Source organism: Arthrobacter horti, from assembly GCF_030731045.1.
Lineage (GTDB): Bacteria > Actinomycetota > Actinomycetes > Actinomycetales > Micrococcaceae > Arthrobacter_E > Arthrobacter_E nanjingensis.
In genome coordinates, this window is the sequence record NZ_JAVALS010000001.1 from 43,325 (window position 1) to 68,223 (window position 24,899).

Consider the following 24,899-nt stretch of genomic DNA (forward strand, 5'->3'; position numbering starts at 1 on the left):
ACCCATGAGTGCCGAAGACCTTGAGAACTACGAAACCGAGATGGAGCTTCAGCTGTACCGGGAGTACCGGGACGTGGTGGGGCTGTTCAGCTACGTGGTGGAGACGGAACGGCGCTTCTACCTGGCCAATCACGTGGACCTTCAGGCCCGCAGCGCCGATGGCGAGGTCTACTTCGACGTCACGCTGAACGACGCTTGGGTGTGGGACGTGTACCGGACCGGCCGCTTCGTGAAGAACGTCCGTGTCATCACCTTCAAGGACGTGAACGTCGAGGAACTGCCCCGCAATGACGACCTGGGGCTGAGCCAGGCGGGCGACCTGGGCAACTGACGTTTCCGTCTGAGATGTACTGGCGAGGGCCGGCTGTGGAGCACAGCCGGCCCTCGCCGTCCACATAGGGGTTCTTGCCGCCCTGCTCGTTCCGTGCCGCCTCAAGACTGAGGACGGAGGTGGGATCGTGAGAGCAAAGGACATCCTCGGACGCCGGGGAGAGGAACTGGCCGCGGAATTCCTGGAGGACCAGGGGATCCGGGTGGTGGAGCAGAACTGGCGCTGTGCGGCCGGTGAGCTGGACATCGTGGCCGTGGACGGGGACACCCTGGTGGTGGCCGAGGTCAAGACCCGCAGCAGCCTGGATTACGGGCACCCGTTCGAGGCGCTGACGGACCGGAAGGTGGCGCGGCTCCACCATTTGGCCGGGCGGTGGGCGGGGGAGCACTCCCTGAGGCTTCCCCGACGGCGGCTGGACGCCATCGCCGTGCTCGCACCGCGCGGCTCGGAGCCGGTCATCGAGCATCTGAAGGGGATCGGCTGATGGCACGGCCGGTGGGCGTGGGCCGGTGCCTGTCCGTGGCCCTGAACGGTTTGCAGGGCCGGATGGTGGAGGTCGAAGCGGACATCGGCAACACCTTGCCGGGGTTCGTCATCCTGGGACTGCCGGATGCGGCCCTGTCGGAATCGCGGGAGCGGATCCGTGCATGCGCCTCGAACTCGGGGATCCCCTTGAGCCGGCGGAAGATCACGGTGAACCTGTTCCCGGCGTCGTTGCCCAAACGCGGCTCGGGGTTCGACCTTGCTATCGCCGTCGCCGCCCTTGCGGCGGAAGGGGACATCCGGGGCACGGACGGCACGGTGTTCCTGGCCGAGCTGGGGCTGGACGGCCGCCTCCGGCCGGTACGGGGCGTGCTGCCGGCCGTGGCGGCCGCGGTGCGGGCCGGGCACCGGAAGGTGGTGGTGGCCCACGGCAATGCCGCGGAGGCAGCCCTGGTGCCTGGGGCGGAGGTGAAGTCCTATACGACACTCGCACGGCTGGTCCTGGACTTCGGAGCGGACCCGAAAGACCTGAGACTCGACTTCGACCCGGAGGAAGCAGGGCGTGCCCCGGCCCCGGGAACGGAATCCCGGCCTGAACCGGACCTGTCCGAGGTGGCGGGCCAGGCCGGCGCACGCTTCGCTCTGGAAGTGGCCGCGGCCGGCGCCCATCACATGCTCATGGTCGGCCCTCCGGGTGCCGGCAAGACCATGCTGGCCGAGAGGCTTCCAGGGCTGCTGCCGCCCCTGAACGACGAGGCGGCGCTGGAGGTGACGAGCATCCTGTCGCTGTCTCATCAGGGCGAGGAACGGACTGAACTGATCCGACGGCCCCCGTTCGAGAATCCTCATCACACGGCGAGCTGCGCCGCCATCGTGGGAGGCGGTTCGGGCCTGCCGCGGCCGGGCGCGGCGTCAAGGGCACACCGGGGCGTACTCTTCCTGGACGAGGCTCCCGAATACGAACGCAGGGTGCTGGATGCCCTGCGGCAGCCGCTGGAACACGGGGAGCTCGTGATCCACCGAGCGACTGGGACGGCAGCCTACCCGGCGCGCTTCCAGCTGATCCTGGCCGCGAACCCGTGCCCGTGTGGAAAGGCATCCGGCAAGGGCACTGAATGCACCTGCACGCCCACCATGCGCCGTCGCTACTTCGGCCGGCTCTCCGGGCCGCTTCTGGACCGTGTGGACATCCAGTTGGGCGTCCAGAAGATCAGCCGGCTGGACCTGGCCTCCCTGGACGAGGCGGAGGATACGGCCACGGTGAGGTACCGGGTGGCGGAGGCCCGCCGGGCGCAGCATGAACGTCTCGCGCCGCTGACCCTGGAGACGAACTCCATGGTCCCCGGGCGCCTTCTGAGGGGGAGGCTCAGGCTGGACGGGAAGACCACTCGCATCCTGGACGGCGCCATGGACCGGGGCGCCCTGAGCGCCCGCGGCTATGACCGGGTCCTCCGTCTGGCCTGGACCCTGGCCGATCTCGCCGGAGCCGCCAGGCCCGATCATGACCATGTGGGCCAGGCCCTCATGCTGCGAAGCCCGGAGGTGATGGGATGAACCCGCTGAACGAAATGCCGGAACTTGGAACGGAGCGAATCCGGACGGAGCATGAAACAACGGAACCGGCGGAACGGCTCGCCCGGGCGGCACTCACCCGCATCATGGAGCCACAGGACGCCACCGGACTCGCCTTGGTGAGACTGCTCGGCGCCCAGGAAGCGATGGACCGCATCGCATCCGGCGGCGGCGATCCGGCCCTGGAACAGGAGCTCCACGCAGTGCTCCAGGACCACGACGCGGCAACGGGCTGGAAGGGGCTGGGAGCAGCGATGGCGCGGTGGAGGCCGCGCCTGGAAGCACTCGCACCGGCCCGTGACCTCCACGTCGCCCAGAAGCTCGGAGGCGGGCTCCTCATCCCCGGCGACCAGCAGTGGCCCGCGCAGCTGGACGATCTGGGCCTCCAGTCGCCCCTGGCACTCTGGTACCGCGGAGACGTGGGCGCCCTGCCGGACAAGGAGCGTGCGGTCGCCCTGGTCGGCTCCCGGGACTCCACCAGCTATGGTGCCACCATCACCGCGGACATGGCTCACGAACTCGCCTCCCGAGGCCGGACGGTGGTGTCCGGGGGAGCCTACGGCATCGACGCCCACGCTCACCGGGCTGCGCTCGCGGGCCAGGATCCTGAGGCCACCGTGCTCGGCACGGTGGCCTTCATGGCCGGTGGCATCGACCGCTTCTACCCCAGCGGGAATGAGGACCTCCTCCGGACCGTGGCACGGCGGGGCGCGGTCCTGGCCGAAGTCCCACCGGGCTGCGCGCCCACCCGGTACCGGTTCCTCCAGAGAAACAGGATGATCGCGGCGTTCGCGGGGGCCACGGTGGTGGTCGAGGCCCGCTGGCGGTCGGGAGCCCTCAATACGGCGCACCATGCGGAGGCGCTCGGCCGCCCAGTGGCGGCAGTCCCAGGTCCAGTCCATTCGGCGAACAGCGCGGGGTGCCATCGCCTGATCCGCGATGGCGGGGCCGTCCTGGTCACGGACGCGCGGGAGGTCATGGAACTTCTGGACGGGCCGCCCGCGGAGTCCGGCGACGGAGGCGACCATCGGATCCAGGACGGACTCACCCTTGAGGGTCTCCTCCTGCTGGATGCGCTACCGTTGCGGCGGACCACCACCCTGGAGAAGCTCGGGGTGGTGGCCGGAATGGATCCGCAGGGCGTCAGGGCAGGGCTCGGCCGGCTGCAGCTGCTGGGCCTCGCCGAGTCGGTCGGTGCGCAGTGGAGGAGAGCGGCGGCGGAGTCATGAAGGGCCCGGAGCGGCGGCTTGATCCAGCCACCAACGGACGGCAGAGTGGAGAGCATGCCAGACGAAGCCCCAGGGTTCCCCGACGATCTCCTGGACGCCTACGCCCGCTATCTGACTGGCGAACGTGGCCGCTCGGGGAACACGCTCCGGGCTTACCTGGCCGATGTGCGGCAGCTTGAACGGTTCGCCGCTCAGCGGGGCGCACGGGACTGGGGCGGGGTCGACCTGCCACTCTTGAGGGAATGGCTGGCGGAGCACGCCTCCACCGGCAAGACCCGCGCCACCATGGCCAGGCACGCGGCCAGCTCCCGGACCCTGTTCGCCTGGCTCCTCCGGGAGGGCCAGATCACGCAGGACCCCACACTCCGGCTCAAATCGCCCAAGAAGACTTCGGCACTTCCCACCGTGCTGCGCTCCGCCCAGATGGAGAAGCTGCTTGACGGGCTTCAGGCCCCGGCCCAGGACGGTGATCCGCTGGCGCTGAGGAATCTCGCCCTCGTGGAGACCCTGTACGCCACGGGGATCCGTGTGGGGGAGCTGGTGGGACTGGACGTGGATGATCTGGATCTGGAACGCCGCACGCTGCGTGTTCTGGGCAAGGGCGACAAGGAACGGACCGTGCCGTTCGGAGTCCCGGCCGCCCGGGCCCTTGAGACCTGGCTCCGGAGGGGAAGGCCCGCCCTTGTGACGGGCACCAGCGGCCCAGCCGTGTTCCTCGGCGCCCGTGGGGGACGCATCGACCAGCGCCAGGTGAGGTCCCTGGTCTCGGAGCGTTTCAAAGCGCTCGGAGATACGGCGGCCACTGGTCCCCATGCCCTCCGGCATACCGCTGCCACCCATCTGCTGGACGGCGGGGCCGAGCTGCGGGCCGTCCAGGAACTTCTGGGACACAGCACTCCCGCCACCACCCAGCTGTACACCCATGTCTCGGTGGAACGCCTCCGGAACAGCTACCGGCAGGCCCATCCCAGGGCATGAGTCACCACAGGCGGGTCGTCTCCTCCCCGACGATCGGGGTGGCCGTCTGGACGTTCCCGGGTCATTTCGGCTTCCGGAACGGCCCTGGAAGTCGACTGTGACGATCGCTGGCGCATTCCCCGGTGCTCGTGCAGAATAAGTACCAGTGCCGGGCCTCAAGCAGTGCTTGAACCCGGTCCGGGAGCCATCGGTTCCTCATAATTCAATCGTCATGCAGTGTCAGCCTGACTTCACAGGCCGAGGTCGTTGGGGAAGACGTACCTAGGGCTAAGGAGGATGGGATGTCTGTTGCAATGACCCGTGGAGTGCTGTTCATTCACTCTGCGCCAGCGGCGCTGTGCCCCCACATCGAGTGGGCGGTCGCCTCGCTGGTCGATGATGCGGCCACGCTCGAGTGGGCCGCGCAGCCTGCAGCGCCTGGGATGTTCCGGGCGGAGCTGGCCTGGGCCGGTCCTGCAGGGACGGCGATTCAGCTCGCCTCGACCCTGCGCGGCTGGACGCACCTGCGGTATGAAGTCACCGAGGAGCCGTCCGCCGGCACCGACGGTGGCCGGTGGTCCCACACTCCCGAGCTCGGGATCTTCCACGCCGTGACGGACGCGCACGGCAACATCATGGTCTCCGAGGACCGGATCCGCTTCGCCTATGAGGCCGGCGCCGGGGATCCGGCCGCCGTTTACCATGAGCTCTCCCTCGCCCTCGGCGAAGCCTGGGACGAGGAGCTCGAACCGTTCCGGCACGCCTCCGAAGGCTCGAACGTCCGCTGGCTGCACCAGGTCGGCTGACCTTCTTCCTCCTCAGCCCGCAAACGACGTCGGCGCCGCTCACCCGAAGGTGAGCGGCGCCGACGTCGTTCAGGCTCAGTAGCTGCGGACCGCGATCACGGCGTTGTGGCCGCCGAAACCGAAGGAGTTGCTGAGCGCCACGATGTCACCGGCAGGCAGGTCGCGGGCGGTGGTGACCACGTCCAGCGGGATCTCCGGATCCTGGTTCTCCAGGTTGATGGTGACCGGGGCCTTGCGGTCGAACACCGCCAGGGTGGTCAGCACGGCCTCGACGGCGCCGGAGGCGCCCAGCAGGTGTCCCATCTGGGACTTGGTGGCGGAGACCGCCACATTGTCCACGTGGGCGCCCAGGGCGGCGCGCAGGGCCGTGTACTCCGGCTTGTCGCCCACCGGGGTGGAGGTGGCGTGCGCGTTGACGTGCACCACGTCCTCGGCCTGGATGCGGCCGTCGAACATGGCGGCCTTCAGGGCACGGGTGGCGCCGAGGCCCTCGGGGTCCGGGGCGGTGATGTGGTACGCGTCGGCGGTCACGGAGGTGCCGGCCAGCTCGCCGTAGATGCGGGCGCCGCGGGCCAGGGCGTGTTCCTCGGCCTCGATGACCAGGGCGCCGGCGCCTTCGCCCATGACGAAGCCGTCACGGTTCACGTCGTACGGACGGGAGGCGTGCTCGGGGTCGTCATTGCGGCGGGAGAGCGCCTGCATGGAGGCGAACGCGGCGATCGGCATCGGGTGGATGGCGGCTTCCGCACCACCGCAGACGACCACGTCGGCCTTGCCGGAGCGGATCAGGTCCAGGCCCAGGTGCAGGGCCTCGGTACCGGAGGCGCAGGCGGAGACGGGGGTGTGGGCGCCGGCACGGGCGCCCAGGTCCAGGCTGACGGCAGCGGCGACGCCGTTGGGCATGAGCATGGGGACCGTCATGGGCAGGACGCGGCGGGGGCCGCGTTCCTTGAGGGTGTCCCAGGCGTCCAGGAGCGTCCAGACGCCGCCGATGCCGGTGGCGAACGCCACGCCCAGGCGGTCCTTGTCCATCTCCTCGATGCCCGCGTCGGCCCAGGCCTCACGGGCGGCGACGACGCCGAACTGGGTGGACGGGTCCATGCGCTTCATTTCGACGCGGCTGAGCTTCTCGGAAGCCGGCTGGGAGCAGCGGGCGGCGAAGGTGACGGGGAGCTCGTAGGTGCTGACCCACTCGTCCTCAAGGGTGCGAGCGCCGGAGACACCCTTCAGGGCGTTCTTCCACAGAGTGGGGACATCGCCGCCGATCGGGGTGGTGGCGCCGAGGCCGGTGATGACAACTTTGCGAGACATCGTCACTCTCCAAGTGATGTGGTGTCTGCCCGGTGGGGCAGGGAAGGTTCAGGGGTGTGCGGGTGTGACGCATTCCCGGGGAGAGGCGTCGGACACGGGCATTCCGTTCCGCCCGGGGCGCGTGTCCGCGGGAGGAACAGGCCAGGCGTGGACCCTGTCCCGGCGCCGGCGGCGCCGGGACAGGGTCCAGACGGGTATCAGGCCTGGGCGCCGGCGATGAAGCTGACGGCGTCGCTGACGGTCTTGAGGTTCTTGACCTCTTCGTCCGGGATGCGCACGCCGAACTTCTCCTCGGCGTTGACCACGATGGTCATCATGGAGATGGAGTCGATGTCCAGGTCCTCGGTGAAGGACTTGTCCAGCTCGACAGCCTCGGGAGCCAGGCCGGTCTCCTCGTTCACGATTTCAGCCAGGCCGGCCAGGATTTCTTCGTTGCTAGCCATGTCGGCTCCTTTTCTGTGTTGTTCCGGCAGCTGCCGGGGCTTGACGGCCAGCTGCTGCTGACCGGGGTTCTGTGAAGTTGTCTCGGGCGGTGTGCCGGCGCCTCAGGGGAGCCGGACCACCTGGGCCCCGAACACCAGCCCGGCGCCGAAACCGATCTGCAGGGCGAGGCCGCCGCTGAGGGACGGGTCCTCATCCAGCAGCCGGTGCATGGCCAGGGGGATGGACGCGGCGGACGTGTTGCCGGAATCGACAATATCCCGGGCCACGGCCACATGGGCGGGAAGCTTCAGCTGCTTCACCATCTCGTCGATGATGCGCATGTTCGCCTGGTGCGGGATGAACGCGCTCAGGTCTTCTGCCGTGACACCTGCGGCGTCGAGCGCACGCTGCGCCACCTTGGCCATCTCCCAGACGGCCCAGCGGAAGACGCTCGGACCGTCCTGGCGCATGGTGGGCCAGATGTCCAGGGCCGCGGAGATCAGGGCCTGGTCATCGCTCTGGTCTGCATGACGGGCCAGGGACTCCAGCTCACGGACCTTGCCCAGGGAGTGGGTCATGCCGATGGCGTCCCACTTGCTTCCGTCGGAGCCCCACACGGAGGCGCTGATGCCGGGTTCCTCGGCAGGGCCGACCACGACGGCGCCGGCACCGTCGCCGAGCAGGAAGGAGATGGTTCGTTCATGGTTGTCGATGAAGTCGGAGAGCTTCTCCGCGCCGACCACCAGCACGAACTCTGCGGCGCCGGATCGCACCAGCGCGTCCGCCTGGGCCACGCCGTAGCAGTAGCCCGCGCACGCGGCTGAGATGTCGTACGCCGGAGCCGGGGTGGCGCCGAGGCGCTCCGTCAGGGCTGCGGCAGCGGACGGCATCGCATACGGGTGCGACACGGTGGAGACGATGACGGCGCCCAGACGGGACGGCTCGATGCCGGCCCGGTCGAGGGCCTGCCGTGCGGCCCCTTCGGCCATGTCCAGCACGCTGATCCCGGCCGAGGCGCGGCGGCGTGTCTGAATGCCCGTGCGCTGGCGGATCCACTCGTCGGAGGAGTCGATCCACTGGCAGACGTCATCGTTGGTCACCACGACGTCGGGACGGTACGCCCCGACCGCATGGATGCGTGTGGCGGGACGGATGGCGTTCTGCCGGAGGACGGGGGTCATCAGCGGGCGCCCTCGGCCTGTTCCTGCTCGGTGACGGCGTGGTGGCCGTGGCCGGCGGGAGCGGCCTCCTGCTCGACCTCGGCGAAGAGTGCCAGGGCGGCCTCAAGGTCAGCCGGGGTCTTGACGGCGACGGTCTTGACACCCGGCATACCGCGCTTGGCGAGCCCGGCGAGGGTGCCGGCCGGGGCGAGCTCGATGACGCCCTTGACGCCCTGCGCGAGCAGGGTCTCCATGCAGAGGTCCCAGCGGACCGGGCGGGACACCTGGGCCACAAGGCTGGCGACGCCGGCCTTGCCGTTGGCGATGGCCTGGCCGTCGAAGTTGGACAGCAGCGGCACGCGGGGGTCAGAGATCTCCAATTCATGCTGCAGCGTCTCGAGGGCGCCGACGGCCGGGGCCATGTGGCTGGTGTGGAACGCTCCGGCGACCTTGAGCGGGATCACGCGTGCCTTGGCCGGCGGGTTGGCGGCCAGCGCCTCGAGCTGCTCGAAGGTGCCGGCGGCCACCGTCTGTCCGGTGCCGTTCACATTGGCCGGGGTGGCCCCGGCGGCCTCGATCGCGGCCAGGACCTCGGCCGGGTCGCCGCCCACCACGGCGCTCATGCCGGTGGGGGTCACGGCCGCGGCGGCCGCCATGCCATTGGCACGTTCGCGGACGAAGCGCATGGCGTCGGCCTCACTCAGCACGCCCGCCAGGGCGGTCGCGGTGATCTCGCCGACGGAGTGACCGGCGAGGGTCACGGGAAGCTGGGAGAGCTCGACGTCGAACAGCGCCTTGGCGGACACCAGGCCGGCCGCGACGATGAGCGGCTGGGCGACGGCGGTGTCCTTGATGGTGTCGGCGTCGGAGGTGGTGCCGTGGGCGGCCAGATCGATCCGGGCCACCTCGCTGAGGGAGTCCAGGTGTTCTGCGACGCCGGGGACCTCCAGCCAAGGCTCGAGGAATCCGGGAGTCTGGGAGCCCTGTCCAGGGCAGACGATTGCTAGCACTTAATCAGCTTTCCAAATCAAAGGGACGATTCCGCCTGTTCGCTTGAACGAAGCTCGCGGGGCCTGTTTGTAGGAAGTCTACAAGAACGGCTCAATGAGCCCGCGGCGAGTGACGGTCATGAGCGGGTCTCTGAGGCGGGGCCAGGCGCCCGACGGCCAGAGCGGTCTGCAGGACATAGGCCTCGCGCGGGATCAGCGGATCCCAGCCTGTGACGTCACAGACCCTCTTGAGCCGGTAACGGACCGTGTTGGCGTGGACGAACAGTTCCCGGGCCGTCGCCTCCAGGGAGTGCCCCAGCTCCAGGTAGGTGCTCAGGGTGTCGACCAGGCCGTTCGATGCGGCCAGCAGGGGACGGTAGATCCCGGTCACGAGCTGACGGCGCGCCGTCTCATCGCCGGAGATGACGCGCTCCGGGAGCAGGTCCCCGGCGGCGACGGGCCGTGGCGCGGCGGGCCAGGCGCGGGCCGCGGTGAGACCGGCGAACGCGGCCTGTGCGGAGAGGCTGGCGTCGGTCAGGGACGCCGCTTCGGGGCCGTGGACCACGGGGCCGGGGGCGAAGAGGTCTCCCAGGCGGGCCAGGGAGTTCTCCCGGTCGTGCAGGCCGCCGAGCACCAGGATCAGCCGGTCGCCTTGGATGCCCACCAGGGCGTCCTCGGCGTACCGGCCGGCGGTGCGCCGCAGTTCGCTCACATAGCTGGCGCTCGGTTCCAGCGGAGCTTTTCCGACCACCACGGTGAACCGTTCTTGAGCCTTCCAGCCGAGTGCGGCGATGCGGGAGCGGAGCGCGTCGGTGTTCTCACCGCGCAGGATGGCGTCCACGATGAGGGCTTCCAGCCGGGTGTCCCAGGAGCCGCGGGATTCGGCCGCACGGGCGTAGACGTCCGCCGCGGCGAAGGCGACTTCGCGGGAGTACCGCAGCACGGCCTCGCGGAGTTCGGGCTGAGCGGCCTCCGGGGCCAGGACGGGGACCTGTTCCTCCACCACTTCCACCACGATCCGGATGAGCTGGAGCGCCTTCTGCAGACTGATGGCGCGCGTCATCTCGCTCGGGGCTGTGCCGAAGACGTCGGACAGGATCCAGGCGGGGGAGCTGGGACGCTCATACCAGGTGACGAAGTTGGCGATGCCGTTCTGCGCCACGAGGCCCAGCGTGGACCGCTCGTCGGCGCTGAGCCGGGCGTACCAGGGGAGGGAGGCCTCCAGCTGCCGCGTCGTGCGGGTGGAGAGCTGGCCGACGTTGGCGCGGAGCTTCTTCAGAGTCTCAGCCTTCTCGGCCGAGGTGCTCGGGCCGCTGCTCGGCCGACCTTCGGGCGGGATCATGGACCCCAGCATAGCGAGCGAGGGCCGCCGATTTGTGTGAAGGCTACAACTGCATGCCAAACACCCAGGAAAGCGCGACGACGACGGCGGCCGCCCGCCGTCGTCGTGCGTCACCGCATGGCGCGGGAAAACGGAGAGGCCCCCGTCCCGCGTGGGGGACAGGGGCCTCTCGATGACGAGGGGACGTCAGGCGTCGCCGCCCGCGCCGCCGGTGGTGCCGGCGTTGACGTTCGTCAGTTCGTACTTGGCGATCGCTTCGCGCGGTGCGGAGGCGTCCACCTTGCCCTCGGCGGCCAGCTGCTGCAGGACGGCCACCACGATCGAGTGGGTGTCGTTCTTGAAGAAGCGGCGGGCTGCCTGGCGGGTGTCGGAGAAGCCGAAGCCGTCCGCGCCGAGGCTGGTGAAGCGGTTCGGCAGGTACTGGCGCACCTGGTCGGAGACCGCACGCATGTAGTCGGAGACGGCCACCACGGGGTGGGGGTTGTCCGCGAGCTTCTGCGTCAGGTACGGGGTGCGCAGCTCATCCGGGTTGAGCAGGTTGTGCTCGTCCGCGGCGATGCCATCACGGCGCAGCTCGTTGAAGGAGGTGACGGAGAAGACGTCGGCGGCCACGCCCCAGTCCTCGGCGAGAACCTTCTGGGCCTCCAGGCCCCACGGCACGGAGACACCGGCGGCCAGGATGTTGGCGCGCGGGCCGTCCACGGTGGGGGCGCTGATGTGGTGGATGCCGCGGACGATGCCGTCCACGTCCACGCCTTCCGGCTGGGCCGGCTGGTGGATCGGCTCGTTGTACACCGTGAGGTAGTACATGACGTTCGGGTCCTGGGAGTCCGGGCCGTACATCTGCTCCAAGCCGTGCCGCACGATGTGCGCGATCTCGTAGCCGTAGGCCGGGTCGTAGGCGCGGACCGCGGGGTTGGTGCCGGCCAGGATCAGAGAATGGCCGTCGGCGTGCTGCAGGCCTTCACCGGTCAGGGTGGTGCGGCCGGCGGTGGCGCCGATGACGAAGCCACGGGTCATCTGGTCCGCGGCGGCCCAGAAGGAGTCACCGGTGCGCTGGAAGCCGAACATCGAGTAGAACACGTAGATCGGGACCAGCGGGACGCCGTGGGTGGCGTAGGCGGTGCCGGCGGCGGTGAACGCGGCGACGGCGCCGGCCTCGTTGATGCCGGGGTGGATCAGCTGCCCGAGCGGGGACTCCTTGTACGCCAGGACGAGCTCGCGGTCCACGGACAGATAGTTCTGTCCCTTGGGGTTGTAGATCTTGGCGGTGGGGAAGAACGCGTCCATGCCGAAGGTGCGGGACTCGTCGGGGACGATCAGGGCGACGTGCTTGCCGAAGTCCTTGTCACGCAGGAGGTCCTTGAGCATGCGGACGAACGCCATGGTGGTGGCGGCCTTCTGCTTGCCGGAACCCTTGTGGGCCACCTCGTAGGCCTTCTCCGCCGGGAGGACGAGCTCCTGGTGCTTGTGACGGCGCTCGGGCAGGGAACCGCCCAGGGCCGCGCGGCGCTCCATCATGTACTGGATCTCGGGGGCTTCGGTGCCCGGGTGGTAGTACGGCGGGCGGTAGAGGTCCTTCTCCAGCTCGGCGTCGGAAACCGGGATGCGGAGGTGATCGCGGAAGGCCTTCAGGTCCTCCATGGTCAGCTTCTTCATCTGGTGCGTGGCGTTGCGGGCCTCGAAGTGGGTGCCGAGGCCGTAGCCCTTGACCGTCTTGGCCAGGATGACCGTCGGCTTGCCCTTGAACTCGGTGGCGGCCTTGTAGGCGGCGTAGACCTTGCGGTAGTCGTGACCACCGCGCTTGAGGTTCCAGATCTGCTCGTCATCGAGCTCGGCGACGAGTTCCTTGGTCTGCGGGGTCCGGCCGAAGAAGTGCTCACGCACGAAGGCACCGGATTCGGCCTTGTACGTCTGGTAGTCACCGTCGACGGTGGTGTTCATCAGATCCACTAGGGCGCCGTCACGGTCCTTGGACAGCAGATCGTCCCACTCGCGGCCCCAGACGACCTTGATGACGTTCCAGCCGGCGCCGCGGAAGAACGCCTCGAGTTCCTGCATGATCTTGCCGTTGCCGCGGACGGGGCCGTCCAGGCGCTGGAGGTTGCAGTTGATGACGAAGTTCAGGTTGTCCAGGCCCTCGTTGGCGGCCAGCTGCAGCAGGCCGCGGCTTTCCGGCTCGTCCATTTCACCGTCGCCCAGGAACGCCCAGACCTGCTGGTCACTGGTGTCTTTCAGGCCGCGGTTGTGCAGGTAACGGTTGGACTGGGCCTGGTAGATGGCGTTCATGGGGCCGATGCCCATGGACACGGTGGGGAACTCCCAGAAGTGGGGCATCAGGCGCGGATGCGGATAGGAGGAAAGGGCGTGGCCTTCCTTCGACTTCTCCTGGCGGAAGCCGTCCAGGTCCTCTTCGGACAGGCGGCCTTCCATGAAGGCGCGGGCGTACATGCCGGGGGAGGCGTGGCCCTGGAAGAAGACCTGGTCGCCGCCGCCGGCGTGGTCCTTGCCGCGGAAGAAGTGGTTGAAGCCGACTTCGTAGAGGGTCGCGGCACCGGCGTAGGTGGAGATGTGGCCGCCGACGCCGATGTCGGCGCGCTGGGCGCGGTGCACCATGATCGCGGCATTCCAGCGCATGTAGGCGCGGTAGCGGCGCTCAAACTCCTCGTTGCCGGGGAAGGCAGGCTCATCATCGACGGGGATGGTGTTCACGTAGTCGGTGGTGGTCACCATCGGCACGCCCACGGACTGGGCACCCGCGCGCTGCAGCAGGGAGCGCATCACGAAGCGGGCACGTTCGGAGCCGCGCTCCTTCACGAGTGCGTCGAAGGATTCGACCCACTCACTGGTCTCCTCCGGATCCGTATCCGGCACGCCGGCGGTCAGACCGCTCAGGATCGAAGGGGTGATTTCTTCAGCAGCCACGTCAAACCTCTCTTTGATGCAACTGCGGCGCCTCGCTGATCCAGGGGCCACCGCACGCGGCAATTCGCTTCCGGGCGCCGGGCAGGTGCCCCGGCGCTCTCAACTTGTCACTCGTCCTGCGCGCCCGGGGTCCCGGGCACGACTCACTCGTGTTCACGGATCACTCTAGCCCTCAGCCCAGACGGTTGGCATTCGGCGATCGTCGCAATCTGCCTGCTGGCTGGGGTGCGGTTTTCCCCTGCGAACAGGAATTCGTCGTCAACCCATGCGAAAGGGCGTCCCATGAAGCACAATGGGAGAACACGGACCGGGGAGAGTCACCGGGCCATCACGAGGAGGAACGAGTGAGCGAGGCCGACGCCGTCGCGGACGTCACCATTGCCAGCCGTCTGGGATTCAAAGACGGGGACCTGATCCAGGAGTTCGGCTACGACGAGGATGTCGATTTCGACCTCCGCGCGGACATCGAGGACATCATCGGCTCGGAGCTGCTGGACGAGGACGAACAGGAGGTCGTGGACGCCGTCATCCTCTGGTGGCGTGACGAGGACGGGGATCTGGTGGACGCGCTTGTCGATGTCCTCCCCGCGCTCGAGGGCGACGGAGTGGTCTGGATCCTGACCCCCAAGTCCGGGCGTGAGGGCTACGTCCCTCCCACGGACATCCAGCACGCGGCCCCCACCGCGGGGCTCCACAGCACCTCCACCATCTCGGCGGCCAAAGACTGGTCCGGTACCCGACTGGTGTTCAGGAAGAAGAAGTGATGTCGGAACAGCTGACGAATCCCCTTGGCCTGGTGTCTCCGGTGGTCGGCGAGGTCGCTCCCGACTTCACCCTGGTGAACCAGTTCGGCGAGGACGTGAGCCTGAGCGGCCTCCGCGGCCACCCCGTCGTCGTGGTCTTCTTCCCCTTCGCCTTCTCCGGCATCTGCACGGGCGAACTGTGTGAGATCCGGGACAACATCTCGCTCTTCGCCGGCCTCGATGCGAAGGTTCTGGCGGTGTCCGTGGACAGCAAGTTCGCGTTGCGGGCCTGGGCGGACCAGCAGGGGTACGACTTCGACCTCCTCGCGGACTTCTGGCCGCACGGCGAGGTCGCCCGGCAGTACGGGGTGTTCGACGAGGCGTCCGGCATGGCCGTGCGCGGCACGTTCATCCTCGATGAGGAGGGCGTGGTGCGTTACGCGGTGGTCAACCCCCGCGGCCAGGCGCGCGACTTCGAGGCTTATCGTGAGGCGCTCGGGGCGCTGACCGTATGAGTCCGCACGACGACGGCGGGCCGCTGGAAGCTGCGATCGAGCAGCTGAGGGGCCGCGCCGTCGTCGTGCTCACCGGGGCGGGCATCAGCACCGACTCCGGCATCCCCGCCTATCGCGGGCCGAATTCCCGGCCGTCGAATCCGATCACGGTGCAGGAGTACATGGGGTCTGCCGAGGCCCGGCAGCGGTACTGGGCGCGGAACCATCTTGGCTGGCGCCGGGTGAAGTGGGCGGCCCCGAACGACGGGCACTTGGCCCTGGCCGAGCTGGAGCGCGGAGGCGTGGTGCGGGCCGTGATCACGCAGAACGTGGACCGGCTGCACGAGGACTCCGGCAGTGAGAACGTGGTGGACCTGCACGGGCGGGTGGACCAGATCATCTGCACGGACTGCGGTGACCTGCTGAGACGGCGCACGCTCGAGGAGATGCTGACGGCGCTGAATCCGGGATTCGTGGAGCGGGCCGAGGCGATGGGCGTGGTGGAGGCACCGGACGCCGACGCGCAGATCGACGATTCGCTGGCGCGGGAGTTCCACGTGGCGCCGTGCCCGCGGTGCGGGGGAGTGCTGAAGCCGGACTTCGTGTTCTTCGGTGAGAACGTGCCGAAGCCGCGGCTGGCGCGGGCGCTGAAGCTCGTGGAGGAGACGGAGGCGCTGCTGGTGGCGGGGACGTCGCTGACCGTGATGAGCGGGCTGCGGTTCGTGCGTCAGGCGGCCAAGGCAGGGACGCCGGTGGTGCTGGTCAACCAGGGTCCGACGCGCGGGGACGAGCTTGCGACGGTCCGGCTGCACTCCGGGACGTCGCAGACGCTGAGGGCGTTCGCGGACGCGCTGCTGCCGGCCAGGCGGGCGCGGTACGAGCCCGGCGCCGATCGATTGGCCGCTGAGCAGGCGATCCGCTAAGGTTGATACCTGTCGGCCGCGGTGCGGCCGGCGATCCAGGGCCTTTAGCTCAGCTGGTAGAGCGCCACGTTTACACCGTGGATGTCATCGGTTCGATCCCGGTAGGGCCCACGTAGCTAGACTCCCTGAAACGCCCGCCATTGCTGGGAAGTAGGGCCACAACGGCCCCCAGCATGGCGGGTTTTTCTTTTCCTTTCACGCTGTCATGACGCTTTCGCGGTCCTGTGTTTAGGACACTTAGGGAAACTAGACCGCCCCGAAACCGCCCCCAACGCTGCAGAAACAGCGCTATTCCGGCCTCCACGCTGTACGGATAAGAACCGGAACCAAGCCTGGCCGTGTCGAACGAGTAAGGGCGATGCTTACCTCTGGATCATGCCCAGCATCATGGACGCAGTCGCTGCGATGCCGGTTCCTGCTGCGCTTGATGCGGCATCTGTCGTGAATCCGCTCAGCCAACGTAGAGCTGAACGGACCTTCGAATTCTTTGCCTCGTGTTCTGCGACTGCGTTGCGCAACACGTCCGCCAGACGTTCAAGTTCGGTGGCAGTTTCTGGTGTCTGATGTGAGGCCTCCATGTAGATGACTCGAACTAGGTCGAGGAGGCGGTCCTCGACCTCATCCCAGTGGTATTCGAAGCCCCCGTTTACGATCTGGTCTCCGGTGCCGATATGGGCGGGCCCATAGACAACATACGAGGGCGGAGCAGGAACGGCCGGTGTGTACTCGTGGTATGAGGTCGGTGTGAGGGCAACGGATGTAGGTAGGGCACTTTGAAGAATGACTTGGGTATTCCAGGCGAAGTCCGGGAACTCTGCCCACCCTCGATGCATCATGTACTCCAGCACCTTCAGCAGTCGGTCAGTCGGCCAGCCAAACGACCGCCAGAATCTCCATCCCACGCTGATTGGGCGGTCTGGGCCGGGCGAGCTCGCCCTGAGCTCGCTCAGGATTGCCACTGCCATCTCTTCTCTCTCGTCCTCAGCGAGCGAGAGATTTGCGAATTTGATGCGGCGTACTCGAATGAACCGTGCTGCGGCCACGCCAAGTGCGGCCAAGATAATCGCAGGTCCGTACGTCAGCGTCCACTCAACCATGGGCTCAGGCTAGCGGTTGAGGCCACATCCTCTTCCGAAGATTGACATTTGTGTCATTGATGCGTCTAGCCTTGTCATATGACCATGTGCGGTGTTTGCCATGTTGATGTCGATAAGAGTGCGGGTCCGCACGTCCATGACCCGAAGCCATGCAGTTCCTGCGGAAGGGTGCTTCCTGCGGCAAGCTATAGGTTGCACCCGAGTTCAGCTGATGGTCGCCGCCATCAGTGCGAGGACTGCATCTTGAGATCTGCAAATGCGAAGCGAGCGCAGCACGCGGAGAGCTGGGACCTGGCTCGTAAGTCAAGAGGTGCTCGCTTCATGGCCGCCGGATTCACTTGGATGATCAAGACATCAGACGGTCGGCTTCTGACCCCGGAACAAGCCGAGGAGGAACTCGATTGGCGAGATCAGGACGATCGGGACTTCTGGTGAACCCTTGGATGCCGGGGTGGCCGGTCTGGCGCGTGACCCGCACTGCGGATCGCATGGGATGCAGTTCCAGATATATGAGGCCATGACGTTCGTGGCAGTTGACCGAGCCTAGCTGCCGGCGGCGCCCGTATCTCCATATGACCGCCGCTGGTTCACCTGGTGAAGTTACGCATTGCCCGTCAACGACGTGTTCTGCCGCACACTGAGCTTATGGCGACTGATTCCAAGACAGTCAATGCACTTTTGACCGAGCTTCAACTCCTAGCTAGGGCTAAGCCCAACGCAGAAGATGACAAGGCCATGACGTTCCGCCTTCCTCCTGGTCTCAGCGGGCCTGACGGGAAGATGCTCGCCGTGTCCCAAGATGTCGTCGATGTGATGAAGCAAGTCGAAGAGGCACTGGCCAGCGATCTGTACTTCGAGTACATGGACAAGGCAGCTGAGGTCCTTCGCGACTTCATTGCTCGGGCCTGGGCTGATCGGAAGACCGATCAAGTTCCGCAGTTCATCGCAAAGCATTCGCGTGAACCGCGCGAGCTGGTCTGCTTTCTCCCGATCGAGTATTTGACCATCGATGCGCCCACCAGGTTGCTCGAGATCCAACTTCTCCCTGCAGCTGACTCGAGCATTCCCGACACCTTGTCCGCGTGCTTCGAACGCGCCCCCCGCCATTGGCTGTGTGGCCGCTATCCCTGTTACGGGTACGAACCGCGGGAAAATGGCTCAGCGGGCACGAGATCTCTTGGCGCATGTCCTCAGGGTCGCGCGCGTTGGCTTGAGAGACCGCTACGGGATAGGTGGCAGCCAGCTCAGGTTTCGAGCCGGCATCCCCTATGCGTTCAGTGACAATCTAGCCGGGTGGAAAGCGCGCAGCGATGTCTCCTACGACCTTGCTTTGGAGCCTGCCAGCCTTGACCACCTCGGTGACGGGCCGATCTGGACCATGCCATCGACACCTGTCTCTGATATTCAGAAGAAAGCAGATCTCGCCCTGCATTGGATGGAACGGGCTCAGTTCGCTGGTGAGCCGCTCGTTGCGCTGCTGTACCTTTTCTTCGCTCTTGAGGCTCTTCTCGGAGACAAATCTGAGGGGCTCAAAGCAGACATGTTGGCATTCCGTCAGCTGGTCTTGAGCCATGTCGTGACGGGCAGGTTCCGACATCCAAACACGACATGGTTCCTGTACGACCAGGTGCGTTCCGCAGCTGTTCACGGCGAAGATGCTCCACCAGTGGATCAGGAGACTGTCGACAAGTTCGAGTGGGCAGTCCGTGACACTCTCAACGAGTACCTGACCTTTGCGAGCGCTCAGAACGTCGGGCGGCGAGGAAGGCTCATCAAGAAGCTTACGTCCCATCCAGATGTCCCAGGGCTTGCGGAGTGGATCCGTACGAACGCGGGAAGCGACTGGGAGAAGTACCTCAAGAATGTGTTGCCCCCGTCGAAGGACTTGCTGGGGCCACCTCAGAGTGCCTCAGTCGCCACAATTACCGTGAAGACGGACAGGCCGAAGGAGGTGGCTAAGTTTTGGCGTGACTTTCTTGATTATCGTGTGGCGCCAAACCACAGTGACTCGGTGATGTTGGTAGGGGACGGTCCGACCTTGCTGATTCAACCCTCGGAGCAGCTGCTGGGGAAGGATGCCATTCATCTCGATATCCGGCCGGAGGACCAAGGTGTGTGCGTTGAGCGCGCTCTTGCCCTTGGGGCTCAAATGGCCGACATCGGCCAGACCGGTCAGGAGAGTTGGGTCGTGATGACAGACCCCGGCGGCAATCTTTTCTGCGTTTTGCAATCAGGCAGCGTTTATGAGGTATCGCTGATCAAGGACCCTGGGCGCGAGACCCTGCTGGACTGACCGGTCGAGCCGTCAACCGATGTCTGTCGTCACTTCACGCGGCTGCTCCTCCGAACGCGCAGGAACCGTGACTGCTAGTAGATCGCGACGGGACTTCCCATCGTAGAACGCCGTCCTCTAGATCGAACATGGCCACCTTGCGAGATGACGGCGTACCGGACGGCTTTGTCACCGATTCTGAGTCGTCGAGCGACTTGACTGAGAGTCAGGCCGGTCGTGTAGAGGCGGGCTGCTTCGGTGCGGATGCTGCGAGGAAGTTCTGGTCGACGGGCATCCAGAACGGCTCGCTTCGCGATTGCTCTGTCGGTTCCGCGATGGATTTTGAACCGTTTGGCCAGCACATCGATGGGGAGTCCTGCTGCGTACCCCTCGAGGAGGTCAGATCGATTCGAGGCACTCAAACGGGTTTGAGGAGTTCGCGAACTTCCTACGGCCGGGTCCCTCCGATCAGGTCTGCGAGGGGACTGGACGGGTGCCCGGCGCGCGGGGGATCCCTTGAGAATACGGGAAATCAGGGACTTCGCCGGCTTCCGGGGGTTTGAGAAGCACCCACGAAGGCCCACCATGAAAAGCCCCGTTCCCCGCGACCATCGTCCGGGGAAACGGGGCTTTCGCCGTGTCCGCCTATTTGCCGGCCGTGAGCTGCGCGAGCAGCGCCGTGCCGTTGGGGCTGCCGAGGCCGGTGCACGGGTCCCAGCCGGGGCCTGCACTGTAGCTGCCGTTGTTCCCCACGGTGATGTCCTGGAATCCGGCCTGCGCGCCGTACAGGGCCGGCTGGATGAGACCGAACCTCTTGCCGGTGGCCTGCGCCAGCCGGGCGATCAGGGCCGCCCACAGCGGAGCGACCGCACTGGTCCCCCCGATCACCATGTCCGTCCCATCGACCCTGACCTTGTACCCCGTCTGCGGGTCCGCTACCCCGCCCACATCCGGAACACCGCGGCCGGACGGCGTGGGTGTGACGGCCTGCCAGGACGGCACCGGGAACACATCGCTGTACCCGCCGCCCGTCGCCGAGCCGGGGCCGTCGTTCCAGACCGTCTCCGCGGTGATCACTCCCGTCGCCGGGTCCGCCTCGAGGCGCGTGCCTCCGCAACCCAGCGCATGCGGGCTCGACGCCGGGAAGTCCACATGGGCCTTGCCGTCGTTCACCCCGTCGCCGCTTCCACTGTCCCCGGCGGCCGCCGTCGTCGTGATGCCCAGGGCCGCCGCGTCCGCGAAGGCCTGATCCATCGCGTTCCTCGCCTGCGCCGTCCAAGCGTCCTCACTCTGGCCCCAGCTGATGCTGATGGCGACGGGCGACGCCTTGGTGGCGGCCACGATGGCGTCAAGGAATCCTGCATCGGTGTTGGGGGCGAAGTACACGTCGATGGTGGCCTTGGGAGCCAGCGCCCCGACCACCTCGATGTCCAGCAACACCTCGCCGTCCGCACCCTGTGGGTCCTTACCCGCGTGATTGGCGGCACCGTCCACGCCGATCGCCTTGACTGTGGGCGCAGGCATCCCGAGTTCCGCGAAGTACGCCTTCAGATCCTTCTTGGAGAAGCCTCCGCCGAGTTCGATGATGGCCACGGTCTGCCCGGACCCGTCCGTTCCCGCCGGGAAACTGTAGATCTTGCCGAGATCAGGCGGGCTGTAGCTGGTGTTCGCCGCAGCGTGAGGCATCATGCGGAAATGCGCCCGCGTCTGCGGGCGGTCATCGAGGCCGAGGACCGCCACTACGATCCCGTCCAGCTCGGCCGGGATGCGCAGTTCCCCGCTCCGGTGCCTGTGGCGGGTGAGTTCGCCGTCCGGGCCGGCACTTTCGACGTCGTCCAGCTCGGTCCCGAAGATGTGGGACAGCTGGGAGACCGTCCCGCCCAGCCGGATCCGGCGCGATCCCGGATCAGACTCCAGCACTTTGGCACCAAGCCGTTCGAAGGTCCCGGTGGCCAGCTGCATGTCGGCGTCCGAGGCACCATAGTTCGAACTCAGTTCCTCAGCCGTGAGATGTGCGCCTGATGATGGATCGGGGAGCGGGGCCTGTCGTCGCAGGATCACCACCACTTCGATCTCATGGCTGGGATCAGCCGGCCCATGGGTGGTGAGATCCGGGGCGGGAGCCCGGCCGGAGCCTTCCAACGGCACGCCGTGCGTCATCGGGTCGTATGACGCGTTCTGGGTGGGCATGAGGTCCTCCAAACATCGTTGAAGCCGTGACCGATCCTCAGAATCAGTATCGTCCTCGCCCTGGTGGCCGTAAAGGACGCACGGTCCCTGCTTGACGGATCACCCACTGGTGCATAACTTTCACTACAACTAATATATCAATTGAGTATCAAGAAGGTCCGTCGGAGAAATCCGGCCGGACGCCCGCCCGGACGGATGACTGAGCGCAAGGAGGCGCCTCGTGACGGAACTGCTGTCGATGCCGAAGGACGCCTTGACGGGGCCTTTCGTTCAAAGCATGAACGGCGTGGTCAAGAGCGCCGCGGGTCGTGGCCCCCGGGCCGATTGGTCCCGCCTGATCGGCCGGACGGTGGAGGTCTGGCGGCAGGGTGAACTGCTGGTGGTCGGCATCGTCGACCAGGCGACCCCCGACGACAGGACCGTCTGGATCGCCGCGGACGGGTGCCGCCGTCGTAAGCTCTACGACAAGAGCGACGGCTGCAGTGTCTGGGCCTGACACCGCTTCCATCAACCCGCAGGCCGGCCGCAGGGGCCGGTCACTGCACGGCTTTTCACAGTGAGGACACTGGTCACATGAAGTTCACCCGGCAGCCCGCCCCCGTCGCCGACATCGACGAGGACCTCCTGGAGGTCCACGAACCGAAGAAAGCCGCGGCCGGCGTCAAGGCCGTCATGGTGGCCCTCGAGCGCGCCGTGGCCCAGGCCGGCGTCCAGCGCACCACGCAGTCCCTCCTCCGGCTGAACCAGAAAGGCGGCTTCGACTGCCCCGGCTGCGCCTGGCCTGAGCCCGAAGGCAAGCGCAAGGCCGCCGAGTTCTGTGAGAACGGCGCGAAGGCCGTGGCCGAGGAGAACACCCTGCGTACCGTGGGCGCCGAATTCTGGGCGCAGCACTCCATCGAGGAGCTCTCCACCAAGACGGAGTACTGGCTGGGCAACCAGGGGCGCCTGAGCGAGCCCGTGGTCATCCGGCCGGGGGACACCCACTACTCGCCGATCTCCTGGACCGATGCCTTCGACCTCATCGGCGAGCATGTCCGCGCCAGCACCCCCGACCGCTGCGTCTTCTACACCTCGGGCCGGACCGCCAATGAGACCGCGTTCATGTACCAGCTCTTCGCACGCTCCATCGGCACCAACAACCTGCCGGACTGCTCCAACATGTGCCACGAGTCCTCCGGCTCGGCCCTGAACCCGACCATCGGGATCGGCAAGGGCACGGTCTCCCTGGACGACATCCACGACGCCGAGCTGATCTTCGTGGTCGGCCAGAACCCGGGCACCAATCACCCGCGCATGCTGTCCGCCCTCAAGGAATGCAAGGACAAGGGCGGCAAGGTGGTCGCCGCGAACCCGCTGCCTGAGGCTGGGCTGTTCAACTTCAGGGACCCGCAGACCGTCTCCGGCGTGGTGGGCAACGGCACGCCCCTGGCGGACGAGTTCCTCCAGATCAAGGTGGGCGGGGACCTCGCCCTGTTCCAGGCGCTGGGACACCTTTTGCTGGAGGAGGAGAAGCGCAACCCGGGCTCGGTGGTGGACCGCGAGTTCGTCGACGCCCGCACCGACGGGTTCCAGGCCTACTCCGAGGCCCGTGCCACCCTCGACTGGGACGAGACGGAGCGTGCCACCGGGCTGGACCGTGCGCAGATCGAGACCGTCGCCGGGATGCTGCTGCGCTCCAAGGCCACCATCTTCTGCTGGGCCCTCGGCATCACACAGCAGCCGCATTCCGTGGACACCATCCGGGAGATGGTCAACGTCCTGCTCATGCAGGGCAACTTCGGCAAGCCAGGCGCCGGGGCCTGCCCCGTCCGCGGTCACTCCAACGTCCAGGGTGACCGCACCATGGGCATCTGGGAGAAGCCGTCGGAGGGGCTGCTGGGCGCCCTGGACGCGGAGTTCGGCATCGAGTCGCCGCGGCATCACGGCTACGACGCGGTGGAGACGCTCGAGGCGTTCGAGCGGGACGAGGTGGACGTGTTCGTCTCCATGGGCGGCAACTTCTCCCTTGCGGCTTCGGACACCGAGGTGCTGGAGGCCGGCATGCAGCGTGTGGGCCTCACCGTCCACATCTCCACCAAGCCGAACCGTTCCCATGTGGTTCACGGCCGCACGTCGCTGATCCTGCCCACCCTGGGCCGCACGGACCGCGATGACAAGCATGCCGGTGGGAAGCAGTTCCTCTCCGTTGAGGACTCCATGTCCGTGGTGCACTCCACGCAGGGCCGGCTCAAGCCCGTCTCGGACCACCTGCTCTCAGAACCGGTCATCGTGGCGCGCATGGCGGAAGCCGCGCTGGGGGAGGAGCACCCCGTGGACTGGCGGGCCATGGCCGAGGACTATGACGTCATCCGCGATCACATCTCGCGCGTCATCCCGGGGTTCGAGGACTTCAACGCCCGGGTCCGGAACAAGAGCGGTTTCGTGCTGCCCAATCCTCCGCGCGACACCCGCAGCTTCGCCACGGACATCGGGCGCGGACGGTTCACCGTCAGCCCGCTGGAGTACCTCGAGGCGCCGGCCGGTCATCTGGTCCTGCAGACGCTGCGCAGCCACGACCAGTACAACACCACCTTTTACGGCCTCGATGACCGCTACCGGGGCATCTCCGACGGTCGCCGCGTGATCCTGATCCACCCGGAGGACCTTCAGGAGCACGGCTTCCAGGACCGCGAACTGGTGGATGTGGTGAGCGTCTTCGCCGGTACCGAGCGGCGGGCGGACAAGTTCCGCCTGGTCGCCTATCCCACGGCGAAGGGCTGCGCGGCCGCCTACTTCCCGGAGGCCAACGCCCTGGTCCACAAGGAGAATGTGGCGCGCGAATCCAACACCCCCGGCTTCAAGGCGATGTTCGTGCGCTTCGAAGCGCATCGCGAAGGCTGAGCAGGGACGGTACGACGACGGCGGCCGGCGAGCGTCACACGCTCGCCGGCCGTCGTCGTCGTCAGGGCGTCCAGGCCGGGGTCAGAGGACCTTGCGGATCTCCGTCTCGAAGTCCGTGACGTGGGCCAGCGCGAGCTCCGCGGCGCGGTCGCCGTCGCCGCGGACGATCGCCTCCAGCAGCTCCGCATGCTCGCTCACGTGGGAGGAGAAGCCGGGCAGCCGCTCGATCACCAGGCACCAGATCCGGGTGGAGAGGTTGTCGTAGCGGATGAGGACGTCCTCCAGGTGGGGGTTGCCCGCTGCGCGGTAGATCATCCGGTGCACCTCCATGTCCAGGCGCATGAGATCCCGCTGCCCGTCCCCGGAATCACCGAGGGAGCGCAGCTGCTCGATCATCTCCATCATGCCGAGGCGTAGTGTGGCAGTGGCGTTCTCCGCGGCTCGTCGGGCCGCCACTGGCTCCAGGACCAGGCGGATGTCCCAGATCGCCGCGAGCTCGGTGATGTCCACGCTGGTGGCGAAGGTGCCGCGACGAGGGTAGGAGACCAGCAGGTGGTCCGTCTCCAGGCGTTTGAGAGCCTCTCGCACCGGCGTGCGGCCCATGCCGAGCTCGGCTGCGAGCTGGCCGTCGTTGAGGGGCTCGCCCGGTCGGATGTCCAGCATGACCAGCCGGTCCTTGATCTGCTCATAGGCCTGGTCGGCGAGCGACCGCCCGGGGGCGGGTGCATGCACTGTCATGTCAGAACTCCTTCCATTGTTGAAGACTGTTGAC

21 protein-coding genes and 1 tRNA gene are annotated in these 24,899 nt (G+C 67.1%); 13 read left to right on the forward strand and 9 right to left on the reverse strand.

Going from position 1 to position 24,899, the window contains the following annotated elements:
• Positions 1 to 4: 4 nt before the first annotated feature.
• From Q9R02_RS00210 to Q9R02_RS00235, 6 genes are all read left to right on the forward strand, one after another.
• On the forward strand, positions 5 to 331 hold the full coding sequence (locus Q9R02_RS00210; RefSeq protein ID WP_305994634.1) for a DUF2469 domain-containing protein: 327 nt from the start codon (positions 5 to 7) through the stop codon (positions 329 to 331).
• A 127-nt stretch (positions 332 to 458) separates the two neighbouring features.
• Complete coding sequence (locus tag Q9R02_RS00215; RefSeq protein ID WP_305994635.1) at positions 459 to 815, forward strand: YraN family protein; 357 nt, start codon at positions 459 to 461, stop codon at positions 813 to 815.
• An 11-nt stretch (positions 816 to 826) separates the two neighbouring features.
• The gene (locus tag Q9R02_RS00220) at positions 827 to 2,368 is read left to right on the forward strand and encodes a YifB family Mg chelatase-like AAA ATPase (protein WP_305995296.1); all 1,542 of its coding nucleotides are present in this window, start codon (positions 827 to 829) and stop codon (positions 2,366 to 2,368) included.
• A 14-nt stretch (positions 2,369 to 2,382) separates the two neighbouring features.
• The gene (dprA, locus tag Q9R02_RS00225) at positions 2,383 to 3,615 is read left to right on the forward strand and encodes a DNA-processing protein DprA (protein WP_305995297.1); all 1,233 of its coding nucleotides are present in this window, start codon (positions 2,383 to 2,385) and stop codon (positions 3,613 to 3,615) included.
• A gap of 54 nt (positions 3,616 to 3,669) precedes the next feature.
• Positions 3,670 to 4,593, forward strand: coding sequence for a tyrosine recombinase XerC (locus Q9R02_RS00230; RefSeq protein ID WP_305994636.1), 924 nt, complete (start codon positions 3,670 to 3,672; stop codon positions 4,591 to 4,593).
• 281 nt (positions 4,594 to 4,874) lie between these two features.
• Positions 4,875 to 5,378 carry a DUF3145 domain-containing protein gene (locus Q9R02_RS00235; RefSeq protein WP_305994637.1) on the forward strand — a complete coding sequence of 168 codons (504 nt, stop codon included), beginning with the start codon at positions 4,875 to 4,877 and terminating at the stop codon, positions 5,376 to 5,378.
• Positions 5,379 to 5,453: 75 nt separating this feature from the next.
• On the opposite strand, the gene Q9R02_RS00240 is transcribed toward Q9R02_RS00235, so the two are convergent.
• The 6 genes from Q9R02_RS00240 to aceE form a co-directional block, all read right to left on the reverse strand.
• A complete protein-coding gene (locus tag Q9R02_RS00240; RefSeq protein WP_305994638.1) occupies positions 5,454 to 6,689 on the reverse strand; it encodes a beta-ketoacyl-[acyl-carrier-protein] synthase family protein in 1,236 nt (411 codons plus the stop codon).
• A gap of 197 nt (positions 6,690 to 6,886) precedes the next feature.
• Positions 6,887 to 7,132 (reverse strand): acyl carrier protein, encoded by a 246-nt coding sequence (locus Q9R02_RS00245; RefSeq protein WP_305994639.1) that lies wholly within the window; start codon positions 7,130 to 7,132, stop codon positions 6,887 to 6,889.
• Between the two features lie 102 nt (positions 7,133 to 7,234).
• Positions 7,235 to 8,293: a beta-ketoacyl-ACP synthase III gene (locus tag Q9R02_RS00250; RefSeq protein WP_425279185.1), complete on the reverse strand. Its 1,059-nt coding sequence runs from the start codon at positions 8,291 to 8,293 to the stop codon at positions 7,235 to 7,237.
• Positions 8,293 to 9,282 carry an ACP S-malonyltransferase gene (locus tag Q9R02_RS00255; protein WP_305994640.1) on the reverse strand — a complete coding sequence of 330 codons (990 nt, stop codon included), beginning with the start codon at positions 9,280 to 9,282 and terminating at the stop codon, positions 8,293 to 8,295. The genes Q9R02_RS00250 and Q9R02_RS00255 overlap by 1 nt, the downstream gene beginning before the upstream one ends.
• Positions 9,283 to 9,373: 91 nt before the next feature.
• Entirely contained in the window at positions 9,374 to 10,603 is a 1,230-nt protein-coding gene (locus tag Q9R02_RS00260) for a PucR family transcriptional regulator (RefSeq protein WP_305994641.1), read from the reverse strand.
• Between the two features lie 186 nt (positions 10,604 to 10,789).
• Positions 10,790 to 13,528, reverse strand: a complete 2,739-nt coding sequence (gene aceE, locus Q9R02_RS00265) for a pyruvate dehydrogenase (acetyl-transferring), homodimeric type (protein ID WP_305994642.1) — start codon at positions 13,526 to 13,528, stop codon at positions 10,790 to 10,792.
• Positions 13,529 to 13,872: 344 nt separating this feature from the next.
• On the opposite strand from aceE, the gene Q9R02_RS00270 reads away from it, so the two are divergent.
• From Q9R02_RS00270 to Q9R02_RS00285, 4 genes are all read left to right on the forward strand, one after another.
• Positions 13,873 to 14,292 (forward strand): DUF3052 domain-containing protein, encoded by a 420-nt coding sequence (locus Q9R02_RS00270; RefSeq protein ID WP_305994643.1) that lies wholly within the window; start codon positions 13,873 to 13,875, stop codon positions 14,290 to 14,292.
• Positions 14,292 to 14,786: a peroxiredoxin gene (locus Q9R02_RS00275; RefSeq protein WP_305994644.1), complete on the forward strand. Its 495-nt coding sequence runs from the start codon at positions 14,292 to 14,294 to the stop codon at positions 14,784 to 14,786. Before Q9R02_RS00270 ends, Q9R02_RS00275 begins: the two co-directional genes overlap by 1 nt.
• Entirely contained in the window at positions 14,783 to 15,688 is a 906-nt protein-coding gene (locus Q9R02_RS00280) for an NAD-dependent protein deacetylase (protein WP_305994645.1), read from the forward strand. Before Q9R02_RS00275 ends, Q9R02_RS00280 begins: the two co-directional genes overlap by 4 nt.
• Before the next feature lie 38 nt (positions 15,689 to 15,726).
• Positions 15,727 to 15,799, forward strand: a tRNA-Val gene (locus tag Q9R02_RS00285).
• 251 nt (positions 15,800 to 16,050) lie between these two features.
• Here Q9R02_RS00285 and Q9R02_RS00290 read toward each other — a convergent pair.
• Complete coding sequence (locus Q9R02_RS00290; RefSeq protein ID WP_305994646.1) at positions 16,051 to 16,785, reverse strand: hypothetical protein; 735 nt, start codon at positions 16,783 to 16,785, stop codon at positions 16,051 to 16,053.
• A gap of 1,153 nt (positions 16,786 to 17,938) precedes the next feature.
• Between Q9R02_RS00290 and Q9R02_RS00295 the strand changes: the two genes are divergently transcribed.
• Positions 17,939 to 19,078, forward strand: coding sequence for a VOC family protein (locus Q9R02_RS00295; RefSeq protein WP_305994647.1), 1,140 nt, complete (start codon positions 17,939 to 17,941; stop codon positions 19,076 to 19,078).
• A 624-nt stretch (positions 19,079 to 19,702) separates the two neighbouring features.
• Here Q9R02_RS00295 and Q9R02_RS00300 read toward each other — a convergent pair.
• Entirely contained in the window at positions 19,703 to 21,247 is a 1,545-nt protein-coding gene (locus tag Q9R02_RS00300) for a S53 family peptidase (RefSeq protein ID WP_305994648.1), read from the reverse strand.
• A 220-nt stretch (positions 21,248 to 21,467) separates the two neighbouring features.
• Between Q9R02_RS00300 and Q9R02_RS00305 the strand changes: the two genes are divergently transcribed.
• Both Q9R02_RS00305 and Q9R02_RS00310 read left to right on the forward strand, forming a co-directional pair.
• Positions 21,468 to 21,743: a hypothetical protein gene (locus Q9R02_RS00305; protein WP_305994649.1), complete on the forward strand. Its 276-nt coding sequence runs from the start codon at positions 21,468 to 21,470 to the stop codon at positions 21,741 to 21,743.
• A 77-nt stretch (positions 21,744 to 21,820) separates the two neighbouring features.
• The gene (locus tag Q9R02_RS00310) at positions 21,821 to 24,127 is read left to right on the forward strand and encodes an FdhF/YdeP family oxidoreductase (RefSeq protein ID WP_305994650.1); all 2,307 of its coding nucleotides are present in this window, start codon (positions 21,821 to 21,823) and stop codon (positions 24,125 to 24,127) included.
• A gap of 81 nt (positions 24,128 to 24,208) precedes the next feature.
• Here Q9R02_RS00310 and Q9R02_RS00315 read toward each other — a convergent pair whose 3' ends face one another.
• Positions 24,209 to 24,865, reverse strand: a complete 657-nt coding sequence (locus Q9R02_RS00315; protein WP_305994651.1) for a GntR family transcriptional regulator — start codon at positions 24,863 to 24,865, stop codon at positions 24,209 to 24,211.
• Positions 24,866 to 24,899: the final 34 nt, after the last annotated feature.

What these genes read in the sequence shown, in the direction of transcription:
- Q9R02_RS00210 (WP_305994634.1), top strand. Translation starts at nt 5, where the DNA reads ATGAGTGCCGAAGACCTTGAGAACTACGAAACCGAGATGGAGCTTCAG.
- dprA (WP_305995297.1), top strand. Translation starts at nt 2,383, where the DNA reads ATGCCGGAACTTGGAACGGAGCGAATCCGGACGGAGCATGAAACAACG.
- Q9R02_RS00230 (WP_305994636.1), top strand. Translation starts at nt 3,670, where the DNA reads ATGCCAGACGAAGCCCCAGGGTTCCCCGACGATCTCCTGGACGCCTAC.
- Q9R02_RS00235 (WP_305994637.1), top strand. Translation starts at nt 4,875, where the DNA reads ATGTCTGTTGCAATGACCCGTGGAGTGCTGTTCATTCACTCTGCGCCA.
- Q9R02_RS00240 (WP_305994638.1), bottom strand. Translation starts at nt 6,689, where the DNA reads ATGTCTCGCAAAGTTGTCATCACCGGCCTCGGCGCCACCACCCCGATC.
- Q9R02_RS00245 (WP_305994639.1), bottom strand. Translation starts at nt 7,132, where the DNA reads ATGGCTAGCAACGAAGAAATCCTGGCCGGCCTGGCTGAAATCGTGAAC.
- Q9R02_RS00250 (WP_425279185.1), bottom strand. Translation starts at nt 8,293, where the DNA reads ATGACCCCCGTCCTCCGGCAGAACGCCATCCGTCCCGCCACACGCATC.
- Q9R02_RS00260 (WP_305994641.1), bottom strand. Translation starts at nt 10,603, where the DNA reads ATGATCCCGCCCGAAGGTCGGCCGAGCAGCGGCCCGAGCACCTCGGCC.
- Q9R02_RS00275 (WP_305994644.1), top strand. Translation starts at nt 14,292, where the DNA reads ATGTCGGAACAGCTGACGAATCCCCTTGGCCTGGTGTCTCCGGTGGTC.
- Q9R02_RS00280 (WP_305994645.1), top strand. Translation starts at nt 14,783, where the DNA reads ATGAGTCCGCACGACGACGGCGGGCCGCTGGAAGCTGCGATCGAGCAG.
- Q9R02_RS00290 (WP_305994646.1), bottom strand. Translation starts at nt 16,785, where the DNA reads ATGGTTGAGTGGACGCTGACGTACGGACCTGCGATTATCTTGGCCGCA.
- Q9R02_RS00295 (WP_305994647.1), top strand. Translation starts at nt 17,939, where the DNA reads ATGGCTCAGCGGGCACGAGATCTCTTGGCGCATGTCCTCAGGGTCGCG.
- Q9R02_RS00300 (WP_305994648.1), bottom strand. Translation starts at nt 21,247, where the DNA reads ATGCCCACCCAGAACGCGTCATACGACCCGATGACGCACGGCGTGCCG.
- Q9R02_RS00310 (WP_305994650.1), top strand. Translation starts at nt 21,821, where the DNA reads ATGAAGTTCACCCGGCAGCCCGCCCCCGTCGCCGACATCGACGAGGAC.
- Q9R02_RS00315 (WP_305994651.1), bottom strand. Translation starts at nt 24,865, where the DNA reads ATGACAGTGCATGCACCCGCCCCCGGGCGGTCGCTCGCCGACCAGGCC.